14 protein-coding genes are annotated in these 15,586 nt (G+C 36.9%); 9 read left to right on the forward strand and 5 right to left on the reverse strand.

Features of this window, described 5'->3' with window-relative positions:
- Nucleotides 1-205 precede the first annotated feature (205 nt).
- The 3 genes from AC3B5S_RS05965 to asnB form a co-directional block, all read right to left on the reverse strand.
- Entirely contained in the window at nucleotides 206-364 is a 159-nt protein-coding gene (locus tag AC3B5S_RS05965) for a hypothetical protein (protein WP_489758150.1), read from the reverse strand.
- Nucleotides 365-577: 213 nt separating this feature from the next.
- Nucleotides 578-742 (reverse strand): hypothetical protein, encoded by a 165-nt coding sequence (locus tag AC3B5S_RS05970; protein WP_489775146.1) that lies wholly within the window; start codon nucleotides 740-742, stop codon nucleotides 578-580.
- Nucleotides 743-1,160: 418 nt separating this feature from the next.
- Nucleotides 1,161-3,119 (reverse strand): asparagine synthase (glutamine-hydrolyzing), encoded by a 1,959-nt coding sequence (asnB, locus tag AC3B5S_RS05975; RefSeq protein WP_489775147.1) that lies wholly within the window; start codon nucleotides 3,117-3,119, stop codon nucleotides 1,161-1,163.
- Between the two features lie 629 nt (nucleotides 3,120-3,748).
- Here asnB and AC3B5S_RS05980 point away from each other — a divergent pair.
- The 4 genes from AC3B5S_RS05980 to AC3B5S_RS05995 all read left to right on the forward strand — a co-directional run bounded on the left by AC3B5S_RS05980 (nucleotide 3,749) and on the right by AC3B5S_RS05995 (nucleotide 7,396).
- The gene (locus AC3B5S_RS05980) at nucleotides 3,749-5,794 is read left to right on the forward strand and encodes a bacterial Ig-like domain-containing protein (RefSeq protein ID WP_489775148.1); all 2,046 of its coding nucleotides are present in this window, start codon (nucleotides 3,749-3,751) and stop codon (nucleotides 5,792-5,794) included.
- 153 nt (nucleotides 5,795-5,947) lie between these two features.
- Complete coding sequence (locus tag AC3B5S_RS05985) at nucleotides 5,948-6,502, forward strand: TetR/AcrR family transcriptional regulator (protein ID WP_489758154.1); 555 nt, start codon at nucleotides 5,948-5,950, stop codon at nucleotides 6,500-6,502.
- 238 nt (nucleotides 6,503-6,740) lie between these two features.
- Nucleotides 6,741-6,923, forward strand: coding sequence for a type II toxin-antitoxin system HicA family toxin (locus AC3B5S_RS05990; protein WP_489758155.1), 183 nt, complete (start codon nucleotides 6,741-6,743; stop codon nucleotides 6,921-6,923).
- A gap of 32 nt (nucleotides 6,924-6,955) precedes the next feature.
- Nucleotides 6,956-7,396: a type II toxin-antitoxin system HicB family antitoxin gene (locus AC3B5S_RS05995; RefSeq protein WP_489758156.1), complete on the forward strand. Its 441-nt coding sequence runs from the start codon at nucleotides 6,956-6,958 to the stop codon at nucleotides 7,394-7,396.
- Between the two features lie 422 nt (nucleotides 7,397-7,818).
- On the opposite strand, the gene AC3B5S_RS06000 is transcribed toward AC3B5S_RS05995, so the two are convergent.
- Complete coding sequence (locus AC3B5S_RS06000; RefSeq protein WP_489758157.1) at nucleotides 7,819-8,289, reverse strand: nucleoside 2-deoxyribosyltransferase; 471 nt, start codon at nucleotides 8,287-8,289, stop codon at nucleotides 7,819-7,821.
- Nucleotides 8,290-8,392: 103 nt separating this feature from the next.
- On the opposite strand from AC3B5S_RS06000, the gene AC3B5S_RS06005 reads away from it, so the two are divergent.
- The 5 genes from AC3B5S_RS06005 (at nucleotide 8,393) to glpO (ending at nucleotide 13,597) form a co-directional block, all read left to right on the forward strand.
- A complete protein-coding gene (locus AC3B5S_RS06005; protein WP_489775149.1) occupies nucleotides 8,393-9,250 on the forward strand; it encodes an RluA family pseudouridine synthase in 858 nt (285 codons plus the stop codon).
- Between the two features lie 69 nt (nucleotides 9,251-9,319).
- Entirely contained in the window at nucleotides 9,320-10,675 is a 1,356-nt protein-coding gene (locus tag AC3B5S_RS06010; protein ID WP_489758159.1) for a PTS sugar transporter subunit IIC, read from the forward strand.
- A gap of 5 nt (nucleotides 10,676-10,680) precedes the next feature.
- Complete coding sequence (locus AC3B5S_RS06015) at nucleotides 10,681-10,854, forward strand: hypothetical protein (protein WP_489758160.1); 174 nt, start codon at nucleotides 10,681-10,683, stop codon at nucleotides 10,852-10,854.
- 213 nt (nucleotides 10,855-11,067) lie between these two features.
- Nucleotides 11,068-11,493: a DUF3284 domain-containing protein gene (locus tag AC3B5S_RS06020; protein ID WP_489758161.1), complete on the forward strand. Its 426-nt coding sequence runs from the start codon at nucleotides 11,068-11,070 to the stop codon at nucleotides 11,491-11,493.
- A 247-nt stretch (nucleotides 11,494-11,740) separates the two neighbouring features.
- On the forward strand, nucleotides 11,741-13,597 hold the full coding sequence (gene glpO, locus AC3B5S_RS06025) for a type 1 glycerol-3-phosphate oxidase (protein ID WP_489758162.1): 1,857 nt from the start codon (nucleotides 11,741-11,743) through the stop codon (nucleotides 13,595-13,597).
- Nucleotides 13,598-13,850: 253 nt separating this feature from the next.
- Here the strand turns inward: glpO and AC3B5S_RS06030 are convergent, their stop codons facing one another.
- Nucleotides 13,851-15,530 carry a hypothetical protein gene (locus AC3B5S_RS06030; RefSeq protein ID WP_489775150.1) on the reverse strand — a complete coding sequence of 560 codons (1,680 nt, stop codon included), beginning with the start codon at nucleotides 15,528-15,530 and terminating at the stop codon, nucleotides 13,851-13,853.
- Nucleotides 15,531-15,586 lie beyond the last annotated feature (56 nt).

Consider the following 15,586-nt stretch of genomic DNA (forward strand, 5'->3'; position numbering starts at 1 on the left):
TTTTTGAGCACTATAACGGGAAAATATGTATAAAGTTATGAAACTGTTTTTTCTTGGCATAGTATCATCTTGATGTTTAAAATCATATTCAAAAAATAAGTTATGTGTTAAGATAGTAATGAAAAAGGGACTGGTGCTCGAACACCAATCCCTGAACGCCCCGCTTTAAAGGCGGTGACTAGTTACATGACATCTTTAAATCGTCCTATAACCGGTCAAAGTTATTAGTAGGACGATTTTTTGTTACTTTTTGTTGTTCATGATTGTGGCAACTAGTGTGCCAAAAGCAATCATTAACATTAATACCTGATAGGTATTCAAGTAAGACTGGATATCCTTTCCGTTGATTCTTCCGTATTCTCATACGCAAGCACCTCCTTGAGAACAAACAGTCACCGCCCATAAAACTTATCGCACTAACTATTGTAGCATATTACTGAGATTAAATTATTTATCAATTGAAAAATGATTTTTGCCAAAAAATATGTTATATTGGTAATGAAAAAGGGATAGGCGTTCAAGCACCAATCCCTCAGCGATCCGCTTTAAAGGCGGTGACTAAGTTATTACAACAATATTAAATCGTCCTATAACTTGCCAAAGTTGTGATAGGACGATTTTTTATTACTTTTTGTTCATGATTGTGGCAACTAATGTGCCAAAAGCAATCATCAACACCAATACCTGATAGGTATTCAAGTAAGACTGGATATCCTTTCTGTTGATTCTTCCGTATTCTCATACGCAAGCACCTCCTTGAGAACAAACAGTCATCGCCCATAAAACTTATCGCACTAACTATTGTAGCATATTTTGTTTCTGCTTTGATTAAGCATAAAAAATTTAATCTCAAATTTTTATATAGAATGTCCGTTAATTAAGGCGGTTCGGATAAACTATTCTTCAGCTTTTTATCAGTTTGCTACTAAAAGCTTTATTTTAGATAAATCAATAAAAAATAAGCAATTAAGTCGTTTTTTGACTTAACTGCTTATTTTTTTAGTATTCAATTTCTAAGTGTTTCTTGTTGCAGTGCGTTAGAATTGCGCTCCAAAGAGCAAAAGACTGCGTCTAACTACGCCATATAAAAAGTCAAAAACCGACTTTTAAATTGGGCTAGGTTGGTTTTCGCTTTTTAATCGTTCTTTGTCACAGCTTAATTAAACTAGCGTTCCGTTATCCATAAAGGCTTGCACATCCGGTTGCATGTGTGCATATTTCTCAACGGTACCGTCAAAGTCAATAAAGTACAATTGATACCAAGTTAAGAAAGTATAGATGTTCCAAATTTGCCGCCGAGCGTCAATTTTTTCATCGTAATTATCTTGCAATAATTGTAAAATTTTATCTTGATCAAAGAACTCACTGACCCAGTCTTGGCTAAATAAGTCTTGAACTTTATCAAAGTACTTATCTTCCCGGAGCCAGGTTTTAACCGGAACAGGGAAGCCTAATTTAGGACGTTTGGCCCAGTCTTCTGGTAAGTGACGATTGGCAGCCTTACGGAAAATATATTTAGTATCATGCCGATTAATTAATTTTTTCGAAGGAATGGAGTTAGCTAATTCGGCTACTTTTTTATCCAAGAAAGGCACTCTTAATTCTAAAGAATGAGCCATGGAAATCTTATCGGCTTTTTGCAAAATATCATTGAGCATAAAGTGATGTAAATCAATATATTGCATTTGTTTAACTTCTTCAGCATCTTGGACCTTGGCAAAGTCTTCTTGATAGATACCATTGACTGTTAAATCATTTTGATACGGTTTTTGTAAAATAGCATTGGCTTGCTGTGAGGTGAAAATAGTCGGTTGTTGTAAATCAAAAATTAAGGATTCACCAACGTAATAATCTGATGGTTGGGCGCTTTGGCAATATAAATGAACTTTTCCCGGGAAATTAGGCGCATGCTTGATGTCCTTAGCCAAGTGCTGACGGATGCCTTTGGGCAATTTGTGTAAGCCACTGCCAAAGACTTTAATAGTCATATTATGCGAATGCATTCCGTAATTAACATAGCCAGCAAATAATTCATCAGCCCCTTCACCTGATAAGGCGACGGTTACTTTTTTGCGGGCTAAGCGGCACAAATACCAAAGGGGAATCACCGAAGGGTTACTATCCGGTTCATCTAAGTGGTATTGCATTTCGGCAAAGTCATTAAAAGCTTCGTCACCATTAACGGTGACTTGATTAAAGTGAAGTCCTTCTTCATCCGCTAATTGCTTAGCAACACTAGCTTCATCGTAAGGACCGTTATCGAAGTTGACGCTGAAAACTTCTTGTGGATGTAAAACGGAAGTGACATAACTGGAGTCCACTCCCTCAGATAAGAAGCTCCCCACGGGCACATCAGCGATATTGTGCAATTTAATAGAATCTTTGATTGTTTTGTCGATTTCAGCGACTGTTTCTTGATCTGAACGTTGGTGGTTAATTTGATATTGCGCATCCCAATATTCATGAATTTGCAAGTCTTGATCATGTAACTCAAACCAATGCCCTGCTGGGAAGCGATAAACATTTTTGAAGAAAGTTTCTTTCAAATCATTATATTGATTCATCAAAAAAGGTTTGATCGCTTCTTGGTTTAATTCCTTCTTAAAATTAGGGTGCTTCAAGAAAGATTTAATTTCAGAACCGACAATAAAGGTTTCACCATTTTGATAATAATATAGCGGCTTAATACCGAAGAAATCTCGCGCACCGTATAAAGTCTGTTTATTATTATCCCAAATCAAATAAGCAAACATGCCGCGCACGCGTTCTAGCGTGCCAGCCATACCCCATTCTTCATAGCCATGTAGCAATACTTCAGTATCTGTTTCAGTAGTAAAAGTATGACCAGCTTTGAGTAATTCGCTACGTAAATCTTGATAATTGTAAATTTCACCATTAAATGTCACTAAAATTGAATTGTCTTCATTATAGATTGGTTGCTTGCCACCTTGAAGGTCAATAATACTTAGTCGGCGAAAGCCAAGGGCTACTTGGTCGTTGGTATAAAAACCGCTGCCTTTGATATTAGGACCACGGTGTTCAATCATTTTCATCATGGACTGGATCGTTGTTTCTTTGTCGTCAACAGTCGGGTCGCTAAAAGCGATAATGCCGCACATTAAATATTCCTCCTATATACTGATATCATCAGTTTAATTAATGATAGTCAGAGTGTCAATTTATCAAAATTAATTTTAAGCTGTTCCGCCAAGCTTTTAAAGGGTTTTAAAAAATAAAATATTGATAATCAGCTAAGGATTGATTCGTTGAAAAAATTTTAGTGAGCGAGAAGTGTCATAGTTCAATTTAATTGAAACTAGTATTTAACTGAGCACGTCCGGAAAAAAAGCTTATCAAAAAATATGAAAAATGCTGATTAACTATGACAGTCAATATACTGAGGAAACGTTTGAGAAGTTAAAATTCAACCGCTAAATATCTTTTACATCAATTGCGCTGGAACAATCAAATTAATTAGTGAAAAATAGTGCAAGATTTTTTGTAATAAATTGATTAAATAAATATGTCACAAAATATTACTTTTGTAGCACTTGTTTGCGAACTATTCATTTTTACAAAACCTAGGTTAATAATAAGCAATATTGCGAATTGTTATGTGATGATGAGAAAATTATTAATTTAGGTTGGAAGATAAGTAATGATGAATAAAAAGCGGTTAATCTGGTTTTTTAGTATAATTTTCAGTTATTTGGTTCTGTTAATAGTTGTTACACCAGTCCAAGGCAGGGTGCTTTTCAAAAGTAATCCAATACTGCAATCTCAGGCTAGTAGTTTATCGGTTCATAACTTTTTATCGCGTACAGCATTACCTAATTATGAAGTGAACGACTACGATCCAACTACTTTAAATGGTGCCAAAATTAGTTTAATTGAATCTCCGCAAGGAACGTTGAGTAATCCCGCGGGGAGTAACTCCGCTGTCACCATCGATATGATCATCACGCACAAAAATCGAGCACAAGTAATTCCCGCTAATACCAAGTTTAAGATGAGCATCACAGCTGGCAATAGTACTTATCCAGTGAGTAGTGATAACTTCTTGCGGATTTTGTCAGTCAGTTTACCGAGTGATCAAACTGGTAATAGCTATTTTAGTTATGATAAGCAGAGTGATGGTTCGATGATTGTTACAACTATTAAGGACGTGCCCCCGGGAGTGGATGAAATTCATTTTAATTACCAAAGTGGTACCAATGTTTACAATTGGGATGGTCAAAACAAAGGAACTCCCATCCCGGGAAAAATTCAGACGCAAGTGCAGACTGCTGATAGTCTCGTTAATTTACCCGACTTAGATTATTATATTAAAACCATTCCCAAAAGTAATGGTAGTAGCAGTGTCCCCGGTTATCTGTCAGCCATTGATCATTCCGCTGCGTTTATTGATCCTTATTATCCTAATAAAAATTTAGGTAGTCATACTACCAATATCAATACAAGTGGTGTCAGTGTTGGTGGTTCGATTTGGTCGTCTTATACATTCAATGGTCAAGATAAAAATGGTGCCGGTCAGTATTATTTTGGTTATGAAGTTAATTACCAAGCATCAATTGGCAAGCCTGATGGTGCTAAGTTAGGTCTCAAATCACAAGACCCGATCGATTTACAACACGTTCACTTATTAAAGCAAGCGGATTCTGGCTTAGTAGATATTACGCAAGATCCCACTTTGAAATGGACCATGACGGCTAATTCAGTCCAAGTCGATGCCAGCAAATATCGTGATGCTAATGGTCAAGTTAATTGGAAACCATTATATTTACAAGTTTATGTACCTGAAGCCTCTTTAAAGAATATCAATTATGTCAACGCGACAGTAGGCTTTTTTAAAGAATTTTCGCTGGCGACTTATTTTAGTTCGGTTACGGATAAACGAACGGTTTATTTTATTAATCCAGATAAGACTATTTATGAGAATCAAACTTATGATCCTTATACAGATATTACAGCCATCAAAGGCAACAGTGCATTAGCTAAAAAACAGCTTACGATTACCGATTATGATGGCTACCCAACAGATGGTACTAATCTAGTGCCTGGCAACTATTCTTTACAGTATCATGCCGTAGATCCAAGCGATGCTACGAATGTTGCTGATACAACTCGGAAAATTACAGTTTTGAAGAATCAAACTAGCTTAAAAGCTCAAGATAGTCAAATTATGCAAGGTAATTCGTGGCAAAAGTACGATAATTTATTGGCTGTGACTGACCAAGATGGTAAAGTTTTGAATGCTACAGATTATCCCAGTCAAGTGCAAGTTAATGCTAATGTTAATACCCAAGTTCCAGGTGATTATAATGTTTTTTACACCTATATCGACTCCACGGGCAAACAAGTTTCTAAGTCAGTAACGGTGACCGTCTTGGCTGCTCCTAGAATCAAGACTTGTCCCAGCTCTCTTGATTTTGGAACCCATTATAGAGGAGCAAAGACCACATTCTTAAATCCACAGTTGAATGCTAATTTGACAGTGGAAATTGGTATTAAGTTAAATTCTAATTATCAATTTTTAGTTCAGGCACAGAGCAATTCACAATTAGCTGGTAGTTTACTTTTAAAAGATCAAACCAATCAATGGCAGAATTTGTCAACACCCACTTTGCTACCTGTACCAGTGCCAACGCAAACAGCTAGCGATAACTATCCGTATACTTATGATTTTTCCACCTTAATCAAGTCCGATAAATGGAAATTAATGGTCCCAGTTACCGCTCAAAAATCAGGACTGGCTAATCGAACTGTTACGTGGACTATTTCGAACTCGTTATGAGTTCGTAAAATTGAGCAGTAATTCAATGGCAATATTCAAGACGTCATGGTCTGCTATTTTTAAGCTGGATGTCATGAGGAAAAAGCAATTAGCTGCGGCGCAGGATTAAAACAAAAACTACTACTTTGAATTAGTAACGAGCAGGAGTAAACGATGAATGGCAAAGAACAAACTAAAGAACAATCACGTCAATGGTTATGGCAATCATTTCTCCAACTGTTGACTGAGGAGGATTATTCACAAATCACAGTCAAAGAAATTGCCGCTAATGCTTTGTTGGATAGACGGACATTTTACCGCTCTTTTGCTAATAAGGGGGATTTAATCGACTGGTATTGTCAGACAACCTTTTGTGAATATCGCCAAATTATTTTAGCAGAAGACTTTCAAAAATTGACTGTGGAAGAATCTCTGGGTAATTTGTTTAATTTTTGGTGGGATAAACGCCAAACAATTAGAATTTTGATTCAACAAAACTTGGCAGATCATTTTTTAAAAATTTGGAATGATAAGTTTATCGACATATACGATGATTTGAAACTACCAACTCATATACAAGGTACACGAACAGAAATTGAATATTTACAAACTTTTACTTCGGGGGGATTTTACTTTGTCATTATTACTTGGTTAGCTAAAGAAAATCCAGAGCCACCGAGTTATCTGGTGCAATGTTTTGCGCAGGCATATAAACAGATTTGTGAGTAAGAGAACTAAGTGAATTTTGATTACTAACAATTAGCTATAGTAGCAAAATAAGCAATTAAGTCAAAAATCGACTTAATTGCTTATTTTTGTGTATTACATTGTTATCCATCATTTTTAATTTTATTTTGAGATATTTTTATAGGTACTGACTTTAAAGTTTTTGGTAAAATCATTCCATATTTATTTACTATACGTATTATACGTACTAAAATAATCTTTGTCAGGAGGTAAAGTGCACATGCCTATGACACAAAAGGAAATGGTTAATTTGCTTCAAGCCCATGGTTGGAAAAAGACCAAGGGTGGTAAAAGTTCGCACATTAAAATGAGTAAACCCGGCAAAAGACCTATTACTGTTCCACACGGAGAATTAAATAAATTTACCGAACGTGGAATCAGAAAAGAAGCCGGTCTCATGTAGTCGGCTTTTTCCTTTCGGAAAGGGGAAAAATTATGTTATCAAGTTATCCAGCGTTATTTTATTATGACGATTCAGACTTAGAATCAGTTCCATTTTTCATTACTTTTCCTGACTTTGAAAATTCAGGTACACAAGGTGAGAATATTTCTGATGCATTATTCATGGCTTCTGATTGGCTAGGAATAGTTGTTGCAGATTATATAGATAATTCAAAAAAGCTTCCTAAACCATCAAGAATTCAGGATTTATCCTTATCTAAAAATAATCCTTTTCCTGAAGAATTAAATTATGATAAAGGTCAATCATTTATTTCAATGGTGTATGTAGACGTTACTAAGTATGTAGAAAATAATAAGTTGGTCAAAAAGACCTTATCCATTCCGAAATGGGCAGATAATTTAGGCAAGCAAATGAACATTAATTATTCGCAGACTTTAACTAATGCTATAGCAAATATGAATATCAACAAATAGACAAGTATAAGAGCACTCTATAGGGTGCTTTACATAGCGATATTAAGATTGAATTAGCTTATTTTTGCATGACTCTCGCAAAGTTTTTAACTACAATAAAATTAATATGCTTAAATATAGTTTTAAGAATTTTATTATAGTTATGTCCAAGTGTTAAGCAAATTTGCTGCGGATTTTTTAATTGCGTTCCAAGAAGCAGAAGTTTGTGCCTAGCATAAAACAAATAGCCAAGCCAGAATTAGCTTAGCTATTTGTTTTAGGTTAATGCTCAATTTCTAAGAGCTTCTTGGCGCAGCTTGATAATTGCACTCACAAAACTAAAAGCTTGTGCCTAACTTAGATCAAGCTTTCAAGTTAAAAACCAACTTAAAAGTTTAATCTAAGTTAGTTCTCAGCTTTTGCCCAGTTTTGTTCGCAGCTTGTTAAATAACTTCACCCTCGTATAATTTAGTAGGTAATAGATTGAAGTCATAAGATTTTAATTCATCAACGTTAGTCAAGTATGCTTTAATCCCTTTGACTAACATCAAATTGAGACCTTCTTTTTGCACATCATCTTCGCATACTAGGATGACGGGCTTATGAATAGCTTTCATATAACCCATTTCCCAAGCGGTTCCCGTATCTGGATCACTGTTATCCCAAGAAACGACGGCAATATCCGCTAAGTTCATAGCTGTGATATCATTTTGATAGGTCTCATTAGCCCATTCGTAACTACCAAAAATGCCTTCTGGATCGTGGTCGACACTGGCACCTTTGTATTGATGGTCGCGGGGACTATGCAAATAGCCCACGGTTGCATTTTGTTTTAAGGCTGCTTCGACGCGATCTAACAAGGCAATTTGTTTGGGGGTAAAAAAGCCACCAGCAAGATAAATGTGTTTTTGCATGAGAAGATCTCCTTTATTATTAATTGTCTTTGTTATAATTTTAATCTAAAGACCAACTAATTCCTAGTCTTTTCAGGATGAATTTTAAATATCGGGTGAAAGAATGTACATTAAATTTACTAATCAGCAACAGCAGTTAACTTTAAAAAAATTTTTACAGCAGCAAGGCATTAGTCATCGTCTTTACCAAAAGTTGAAACAACAACCAGACAGTTTCTTGGTTAATCAGCAAAGGGTGTTAGGCAACTACCTGGTGCAACCCCAAGAGCAAGTGCAAATTAAGCTACCGACGGAAGTTGACGATCCCCAAGTAGCAACGAGCTACCGACCGCTAACTATTATCTATGAAGATGATAATTTTATGGTGGTTAATAAGCCCCAGAATTTGAGTTCGGTCCCAGGTCCCAGTAATCGGGAAGATACTTTAGTTAATCGCATTAAAGGACACCTGAAACAAGAACATTCTGCTTATTTAGTACCGCACTTAATTACGCGTTTAGATTTTGACACCCAAGGTTTAGTCTTGGTGGCTAAGCATTTGCTGGCTAATAGCTTGGCTAATCAATTAGTGGCCCAACATCAAATTACTAAGTATTATTACGCGTTGGTTGCTGGCAATTTAGAGCAAGATCATGCGGTGATCAATCAACCAATTGGGCAAGTTCCGGGCCAAATTGCTCGGCAAGTGCTACCTGATGGTAAAGCAGCCGTGACAGAATATTGGGTTTTGCAGCGTTTTTTGGACAAGACTTTAGTTAAAGTGCAATTGCATACGGGACGCACCCATCAGATTCGCGTGCATTTTGCCAGCTTGCAGCATCCACTACTAGGCGACCATTTATATCAGGGCCCCTTAGATCAAGGTTTTCAACATCAGGCCTTACAGGCGTATTATTTACAATTTTTTGATCCGCTTGCGCAATTACAGCGCACCTTTGAATTGGAAAATTGTTTAATTTAAGTTATCAGTTGGTGAATACTAAGTAATCAAGTATACTAGTAAGTAAAAGTGTTTGATGGAGGATTTTTGATGGATGCGTTAGTGAAATGGCTTAATAAATATTTAGTACCAATTGCTGCCAAAATTGGTTCCATTCGCTGGTTAGTGGCGTTACGTGATGCTTTTATTGCAATTATGCCCGCCACGATGGCTGGGGCAATTGCCACAATTTTGAATGTTTTTGTGCGGGATATTCCCCAACAAATGCATCTCAATAGTTTTGTCAAAGCAATGGAGCCCATTATTGGGATTAATACACAGGTGTGGACTGGTTCCTTAGCCATTCTTGGTTTGATTTTTGCGTTTACCTTTGGTTATCAAATGGCAATTCAGTATAAGGTTGAACCGATTACTGGAGGTATTGTGACGCTGGGAACCTTTTTAATGACGTTGCCGCAAACCTTTACTTTACCGCTCAAAAAAGCGTTAAGTGCTGCTGATGTGCATACAATTACTCAAGCAGGAGCAACTGTCAGCAAAAACACGATCAGTGGTCCAGGGTATTTTAATTTTAATTCTTACTTTGGGGCGACCGGCTTCTTTACCGTGATGATCATGGGGGGCGTCGCCATTGCCGTTTATATTTGGCTCATGAAAAAAAATATTACGATTAAGTTACCGGACTCTGTCCCGCCCGCTATTGCGTCTGCTTTTACGGGTATTATTCCGGCAGCGGCCGCTTTATATGTTTCGGGAATTGTCACATATTTAGTCACTAAATTAAGCTCACTGACTTTAATTGAAATTATTTCGAAAACCATTCAAGAACCGTTATTGAACTTGTCGCAAGGTTACGGAGCCGTTTTATTAATGACTATTTTGGTTCAAGTCTTTTGGTTCTTTGGCTTGCACGGAACGAATGTTTTAGGACCGGTGTTAGATTCTATTTGGTTTACTGCGCAGGTCGCTAATATCAACGCTTTTGCCCAGCACAAAGCTTTGCCATATTTTTGGACACGAAATTCCTTTGATTTGTATGCGTGGATTGGTGGTGCTGGTTCGACATTACTATTATTGATTGCCATTTTGATTTTTAGTAAGCGAGATGATCAGCGTGCAGTTGCAAAAATGGCGATTGCGCCTGGCTTTTTCAATGTGAATGAACCAGTGATGTTTGGCTTACCTGTGGTCTTAGATCCAATTTACTTTATTCCATTTGTTTTAGCACCAGTGGTCATGGTCAGCACTTCTTATTTTGCATTATCTCAAGGTTGGGTTTCGCCCGTTAAATCACAGATTGTCTGGTCAATGCCGCCGATTATTAATTCGTTAATTGCCACATTAGATTGGCGAGCACCAATTTTACAGATTATCAATGCTTTCATTGCCTTTATTATTTATGTACCATTTGTGAAAGCTGCTAATAAGATTAAACCGCAGGATTAAAAATAATGAAGCATAAACAAAATCGAACGTTGTTTGCTATCAGTGGTGGTTTGCTGATTATTGTTGTGAGTCCACTTTTGCGTTCTTATTCAGAATTTTTTTATTACATGTTTTTATTAGCCGGGGTCGTTTTAGTCTTTTCCAATACGTATCTCTGGTGGAAAAATCGGAAGCATTAACACTACGGCTAAAGGGGCAATGATTGTTTGTACTGTTGAATTGTGAAGCGTCATTGTTCGCAGCTTATGAAATTGCACTCCCAAAGTCAGCAAATTGCGTTTAGCTACAACTAAGAACTTAAGTTAAGAACCAACTTAATCACTTAGTCTAGGTTAGCTTCCAGCTTTGAAGCGGCATTGTTCGCAGCTTGTATCTTTAAAAGGGGTTTTATTATGAAAATGACACTGGACTTTGCTGTTCCGGCACAATATTTATTTGAACAGCTAACTAATTCGGTTTTATATGATATTAAACAGCAAACTGGCAAGAATGTTAAACCACGACAATTGCCTAACTTTAAGTTTGACAAAACCTTTAATAATCAAGTTACAGGACACTTTCAAATAACAAAATATCAACCTGATCAAGATTATGCCTATCAATTAAAAACGAGTAAGAACACTTATCAAGTTAGTTATCATTTGACACCGTTAGATGCAGACAATGTTAAGTTTGAATATCAAGAAATCATTCAAGCAAAGACTAAGACTGGTGATGCTAATAACAACTTATTACAGTTTTTAATTGGCTGGCAACGTAAAAAACGCTTTAAAAAAATGCGCCAACAGATTGTTCAACAGTACCAAGCTAGTCATTAATTAATGGAGAACGATAGCTTTCGCAAATAATCGTCAAACTTTTTAGTAAAGTTGGATGATTATTTTTTTATGAACACTAATTTATGAATTTAACTTAAAGAAGTGTAAAAATCTGTTGCAATTATGCGAATTGTTGCTTAAATTAATTGATGATAATTGTTATTTTTACTAAATTTGAGTAAGATTAAATTATACTGATTGTCGATTGTAATAACAAAGATAATTAAATATTATGGGGGATATTGGGGTGGATTTTTCATATAAAACACGAACAAATATTATCCAAAATTTACAAACTTCGGAATTAGACTTGTTAATTGTTGGTGGCGGTATCATTGGTGCGGGTGTGGCTTTGCAAGCAGCGGCTAGTGGTGCAAAAGTTGGCCTGATTGATATGCAAGATTTTGCAGCAGGAACGAGTTCCCGTTCTACCAAATTGGTTCACGGTGGCATTCGTTACTTAAAGAATTTTGAAATTGGTGTTGTGTCAGATATTGTCTCAGAACGACAAATTGTGCAACATATTGCGCCACATATTCCACGGCCATTTCCAATGTTGATGCCGATTTATGACTCTAAAGAATCAACTTTTAATATGCAAAATATTAAAGTTGCGATGAATCTTTATGATCAATTTGCGGGAATTATTGGGGGACAATATGCTAATAAGTTGTTAACGCGCGATGAAGTATTACAACGCGATCCCTATCTCAAAGCTGAAGGTCTTCAAGGTGGCGGTATTTATTTAGACTTTGTGAATAATGACTCACGCTTAGTAATTGAAAATATTAAAGGGGCCGTCGAACTGGGGGCACTAGCTGCTAGTAATGTCAAAGTAGAACAAATTACGCATAATGACTTAGGTGTGGTTAATGGCGTTATTGCCAAAGATTTATTGACAGATGAGACCGTTAAGATTCGCTCTAAGTTACTGTTAAATGCTACAGGTCCGTGGTCGTCTAAATTTATTGGCCTTGATGACAAAAATGGTTTAGGCCAGATTATTCGTCCCACTAAGGGCGTCCATTTAGTTGTGGATCATCATCGCTTACCGGTGTCCCAACCCACTTACTCAGATTCGGGTGAAGGTGACGGGCGCATGTTATTTGTAGTACCGCGTGAAGGCAAGACTTATTTTGGGACTACAGATACCGATTATTATGGCGATTACCAGCACCCCAAAGTTGAGCAAGAAGATGTTGATTATTTATTGCGCGCCATTAATAATCGCTTTCCAACTCTGCACATTACGTTAAATGATATTGAAGCTAGTTGGGTGGGGTTACGGCCACTGTTGGAGTCCAATGGGAGCTCTGATTATAATGGTGGAACTTCCAATATGGGTAAAATTACGGACGAAAGTTTCAATTTATTAGTTGAGATTATTGATGATTATAATCGAGGGTTTGCCAAACGGCGTGATGTGGAAAAAGTTATCAGTAGTTTGGAAACTACGAATGCGGAATCTCAGCTCAATAACGATCAAATTTCACGCGGTTCTTCGTTAGATGTGGGTGATGATGGTTTAATTAGCTTGGCCGGTGGTAAAATTACCGATTATCGAAAAATGGCAGCGGGCGCCATGGCAAAAATTCGGCAAGGTTTAGCCAATAATTTTAATGTTCAACTAAAAGATATTGATTCAACCAAATTACAGGTTTCTGGGGGGCACTTTGATCCCAATCGTGTACAGCAAGCGTTGGATTACTATCAACAATTATTTATTCGAAAAGGCATTAATCAAACTGAAGCCAAAGAATTAGCCAATTTATATGGTTCTAATTCGAATCAAGTGGCCGCTTATATTGGCAAGATTTCGCCAGCTCCGGGTTTAACCTTAGCAGATACGATTAGCTTACATTACGCCATTGATCATGAAATGGTGCTGACCCCTGTTGATTATTTGGCTCGGCGCACGACTTACTTATTATTCCATCAAGATCGTTTAGCACCGAAAAAGCAAGCCTTTGTTGACGAAATGGCGCATGTTTTACACTGGTCGACCACGCAAAAGAAACATCAAGAACAAACCTTAGAACGATTAATTTCCCAAACGCGTTTAGATTATTTAAAAACAGATTCAGCAATGAATAATATAAATTAAATATTTTTATATATTATGATATTTAATGGCTTGAAATAGTTAAAGCAAGCAATTGACTACACATTAAGCAAAAATTATTATATAATTCTGTTATGCTAAGTAAAATTAGCACAACAAAACAGCAGGCAGTAGAAAAACTCCTTGATTTTCTCCCTTTCTTAAAAAAGATTGTCAAACCTCAATTGTCTGCTGAGTTGTTTTGAAAAAGGACTAGTGCAATACTAGTCCTTTTTTGCTTAGTTGAAATTGTCGGTTAGTTCAGAAGTTCATGCTGGTTGTGCTTCTTTTTGTAGGTAGCGGCCCACCAACCAGCCATGATTAATCCTAAGCTACCCATAAAGGCTAAGATATTAGCCCACCGCTCTAACCAAGTTGGTTGGTAAATAATTTGGAGTTGGTTGTGACGCGTGGTGGTGTGAATTAAAAACGTTCCACGGCGTGAAATACGATACTTGATAGCATGTCCATTATTCAAGACTTGATAATTAGGACCGTTGACTAAGAAGGGAAGGTCAAACGTATTAGTAGTTTGCTTGGTATTTAATTGATACGTCATTTGGTTAAGCCCCGGTTGTCCTTGAAAATAACACTTTTGGTGATTGATATAGCCAGTTGCCTCTGACAATTCATTAATATAAGGGCGGGCTTGTTTGGGATAGTAGTCGACTTTCGCATTTTGAACTCCAACGGTGATGGGGTGCGCAAAAGTGGTTTGTGTTAAGTTGAGCTCATGCCAATCTTTGCGATAATTAACGACTTCAACTAAAGCTAGGAAAGTCAGCATTACACTTAAAATAACTGTCCAACTCATGAATAGTTTTTGCAGTAGCAGGGGCTTAATTAAAGTTAAAAATTGGCCCAATAAGAAGCTCGCTAATAACGTATAAAATGGTCCAAAGCGAAAGGCAAACTGGATTACTGTGACGGGCGTGTGGTTGAACCAAGACCAGGGAAATGCTGGTGTTTGTAACCATAAAGTAACGAAGAGCATAATTGCTAGAATGGTAGTGGTGGCGGAATACTTGCGGTAGTGAATGAGAAAATAGCCGCTCGCTAGGAGTCCGCCGAGTAATAACATTAAGCCCACAGTATGTGGGGTAAAAGTGCGATTTTTTAATAAAGTCGTCAGTTGCTCTGACCAACTGGACACCAAAACGTGGTTGAGTTGATAGTTAGTCGGCTGAAGTTTGGAAGGCATCAAATATGTGTGTTGCAGCACGGGCGCCCAGTAACCAAAACTCACGACGAGTGTCGCGGCACTAATTTGCAACCAATGCCAGATCAGTTGCCGCCGGTGTTGATCCAAAATTAATTGGACTATTAAGACCAAGCCCACTAATACACTAGCTAAAACAGCTGTTAATAAGTGCGTGTACAATAAGCCACTGAAGGCAATAATGGTTTGAGTGCGGCCCCCTTTTTTGTGTGCCACTTTGATGACGCCGACTAATAAAAGCGGTAAAAAAGTCATTGCTAAGAATTCACCAATACCAAAATGAGCATAAATGGCTGCCATGCGGTAAAACGAAAAAGTATACAGTAAAGCAGTGGTGATACTTTGGGACCGCTTTTTAGTTAATGAATAAACAGCGTAGTCAGTGATTATTAACGTGAGCAAGTTGACTAAACCTAAATAAAGATATAGGGCCAGAAGATCGTTATGAATTAACTTCATTAAGATAATGAGTGGGTATAAAAATTGTGTTGGATAAAATAAATTAACCAAAGAACCAATGCCAGCAAAAGTATGGGTGGTGATGTAAGGAAAAGCACCAAGTTTAGTTTGGGCTAATTCACTGATGCGCTCAATGTGAAATTGTAAGTCACTACTCCAAATAAAATTATGATAACAATACATATATTCAAATAAACCAGAAAGTATTAAATAGAGGAGCCCCAGACTGCAGTTTTTCCAGAAGTTATTGGTTTTCATGATTGTTTAATTCCTATCCCTTTATGATAGCTTCATCATAATATATTTATTTACGA

This window comes from Bombilactobacillus sp. ESL1094 (assembly GCF_058107425.1).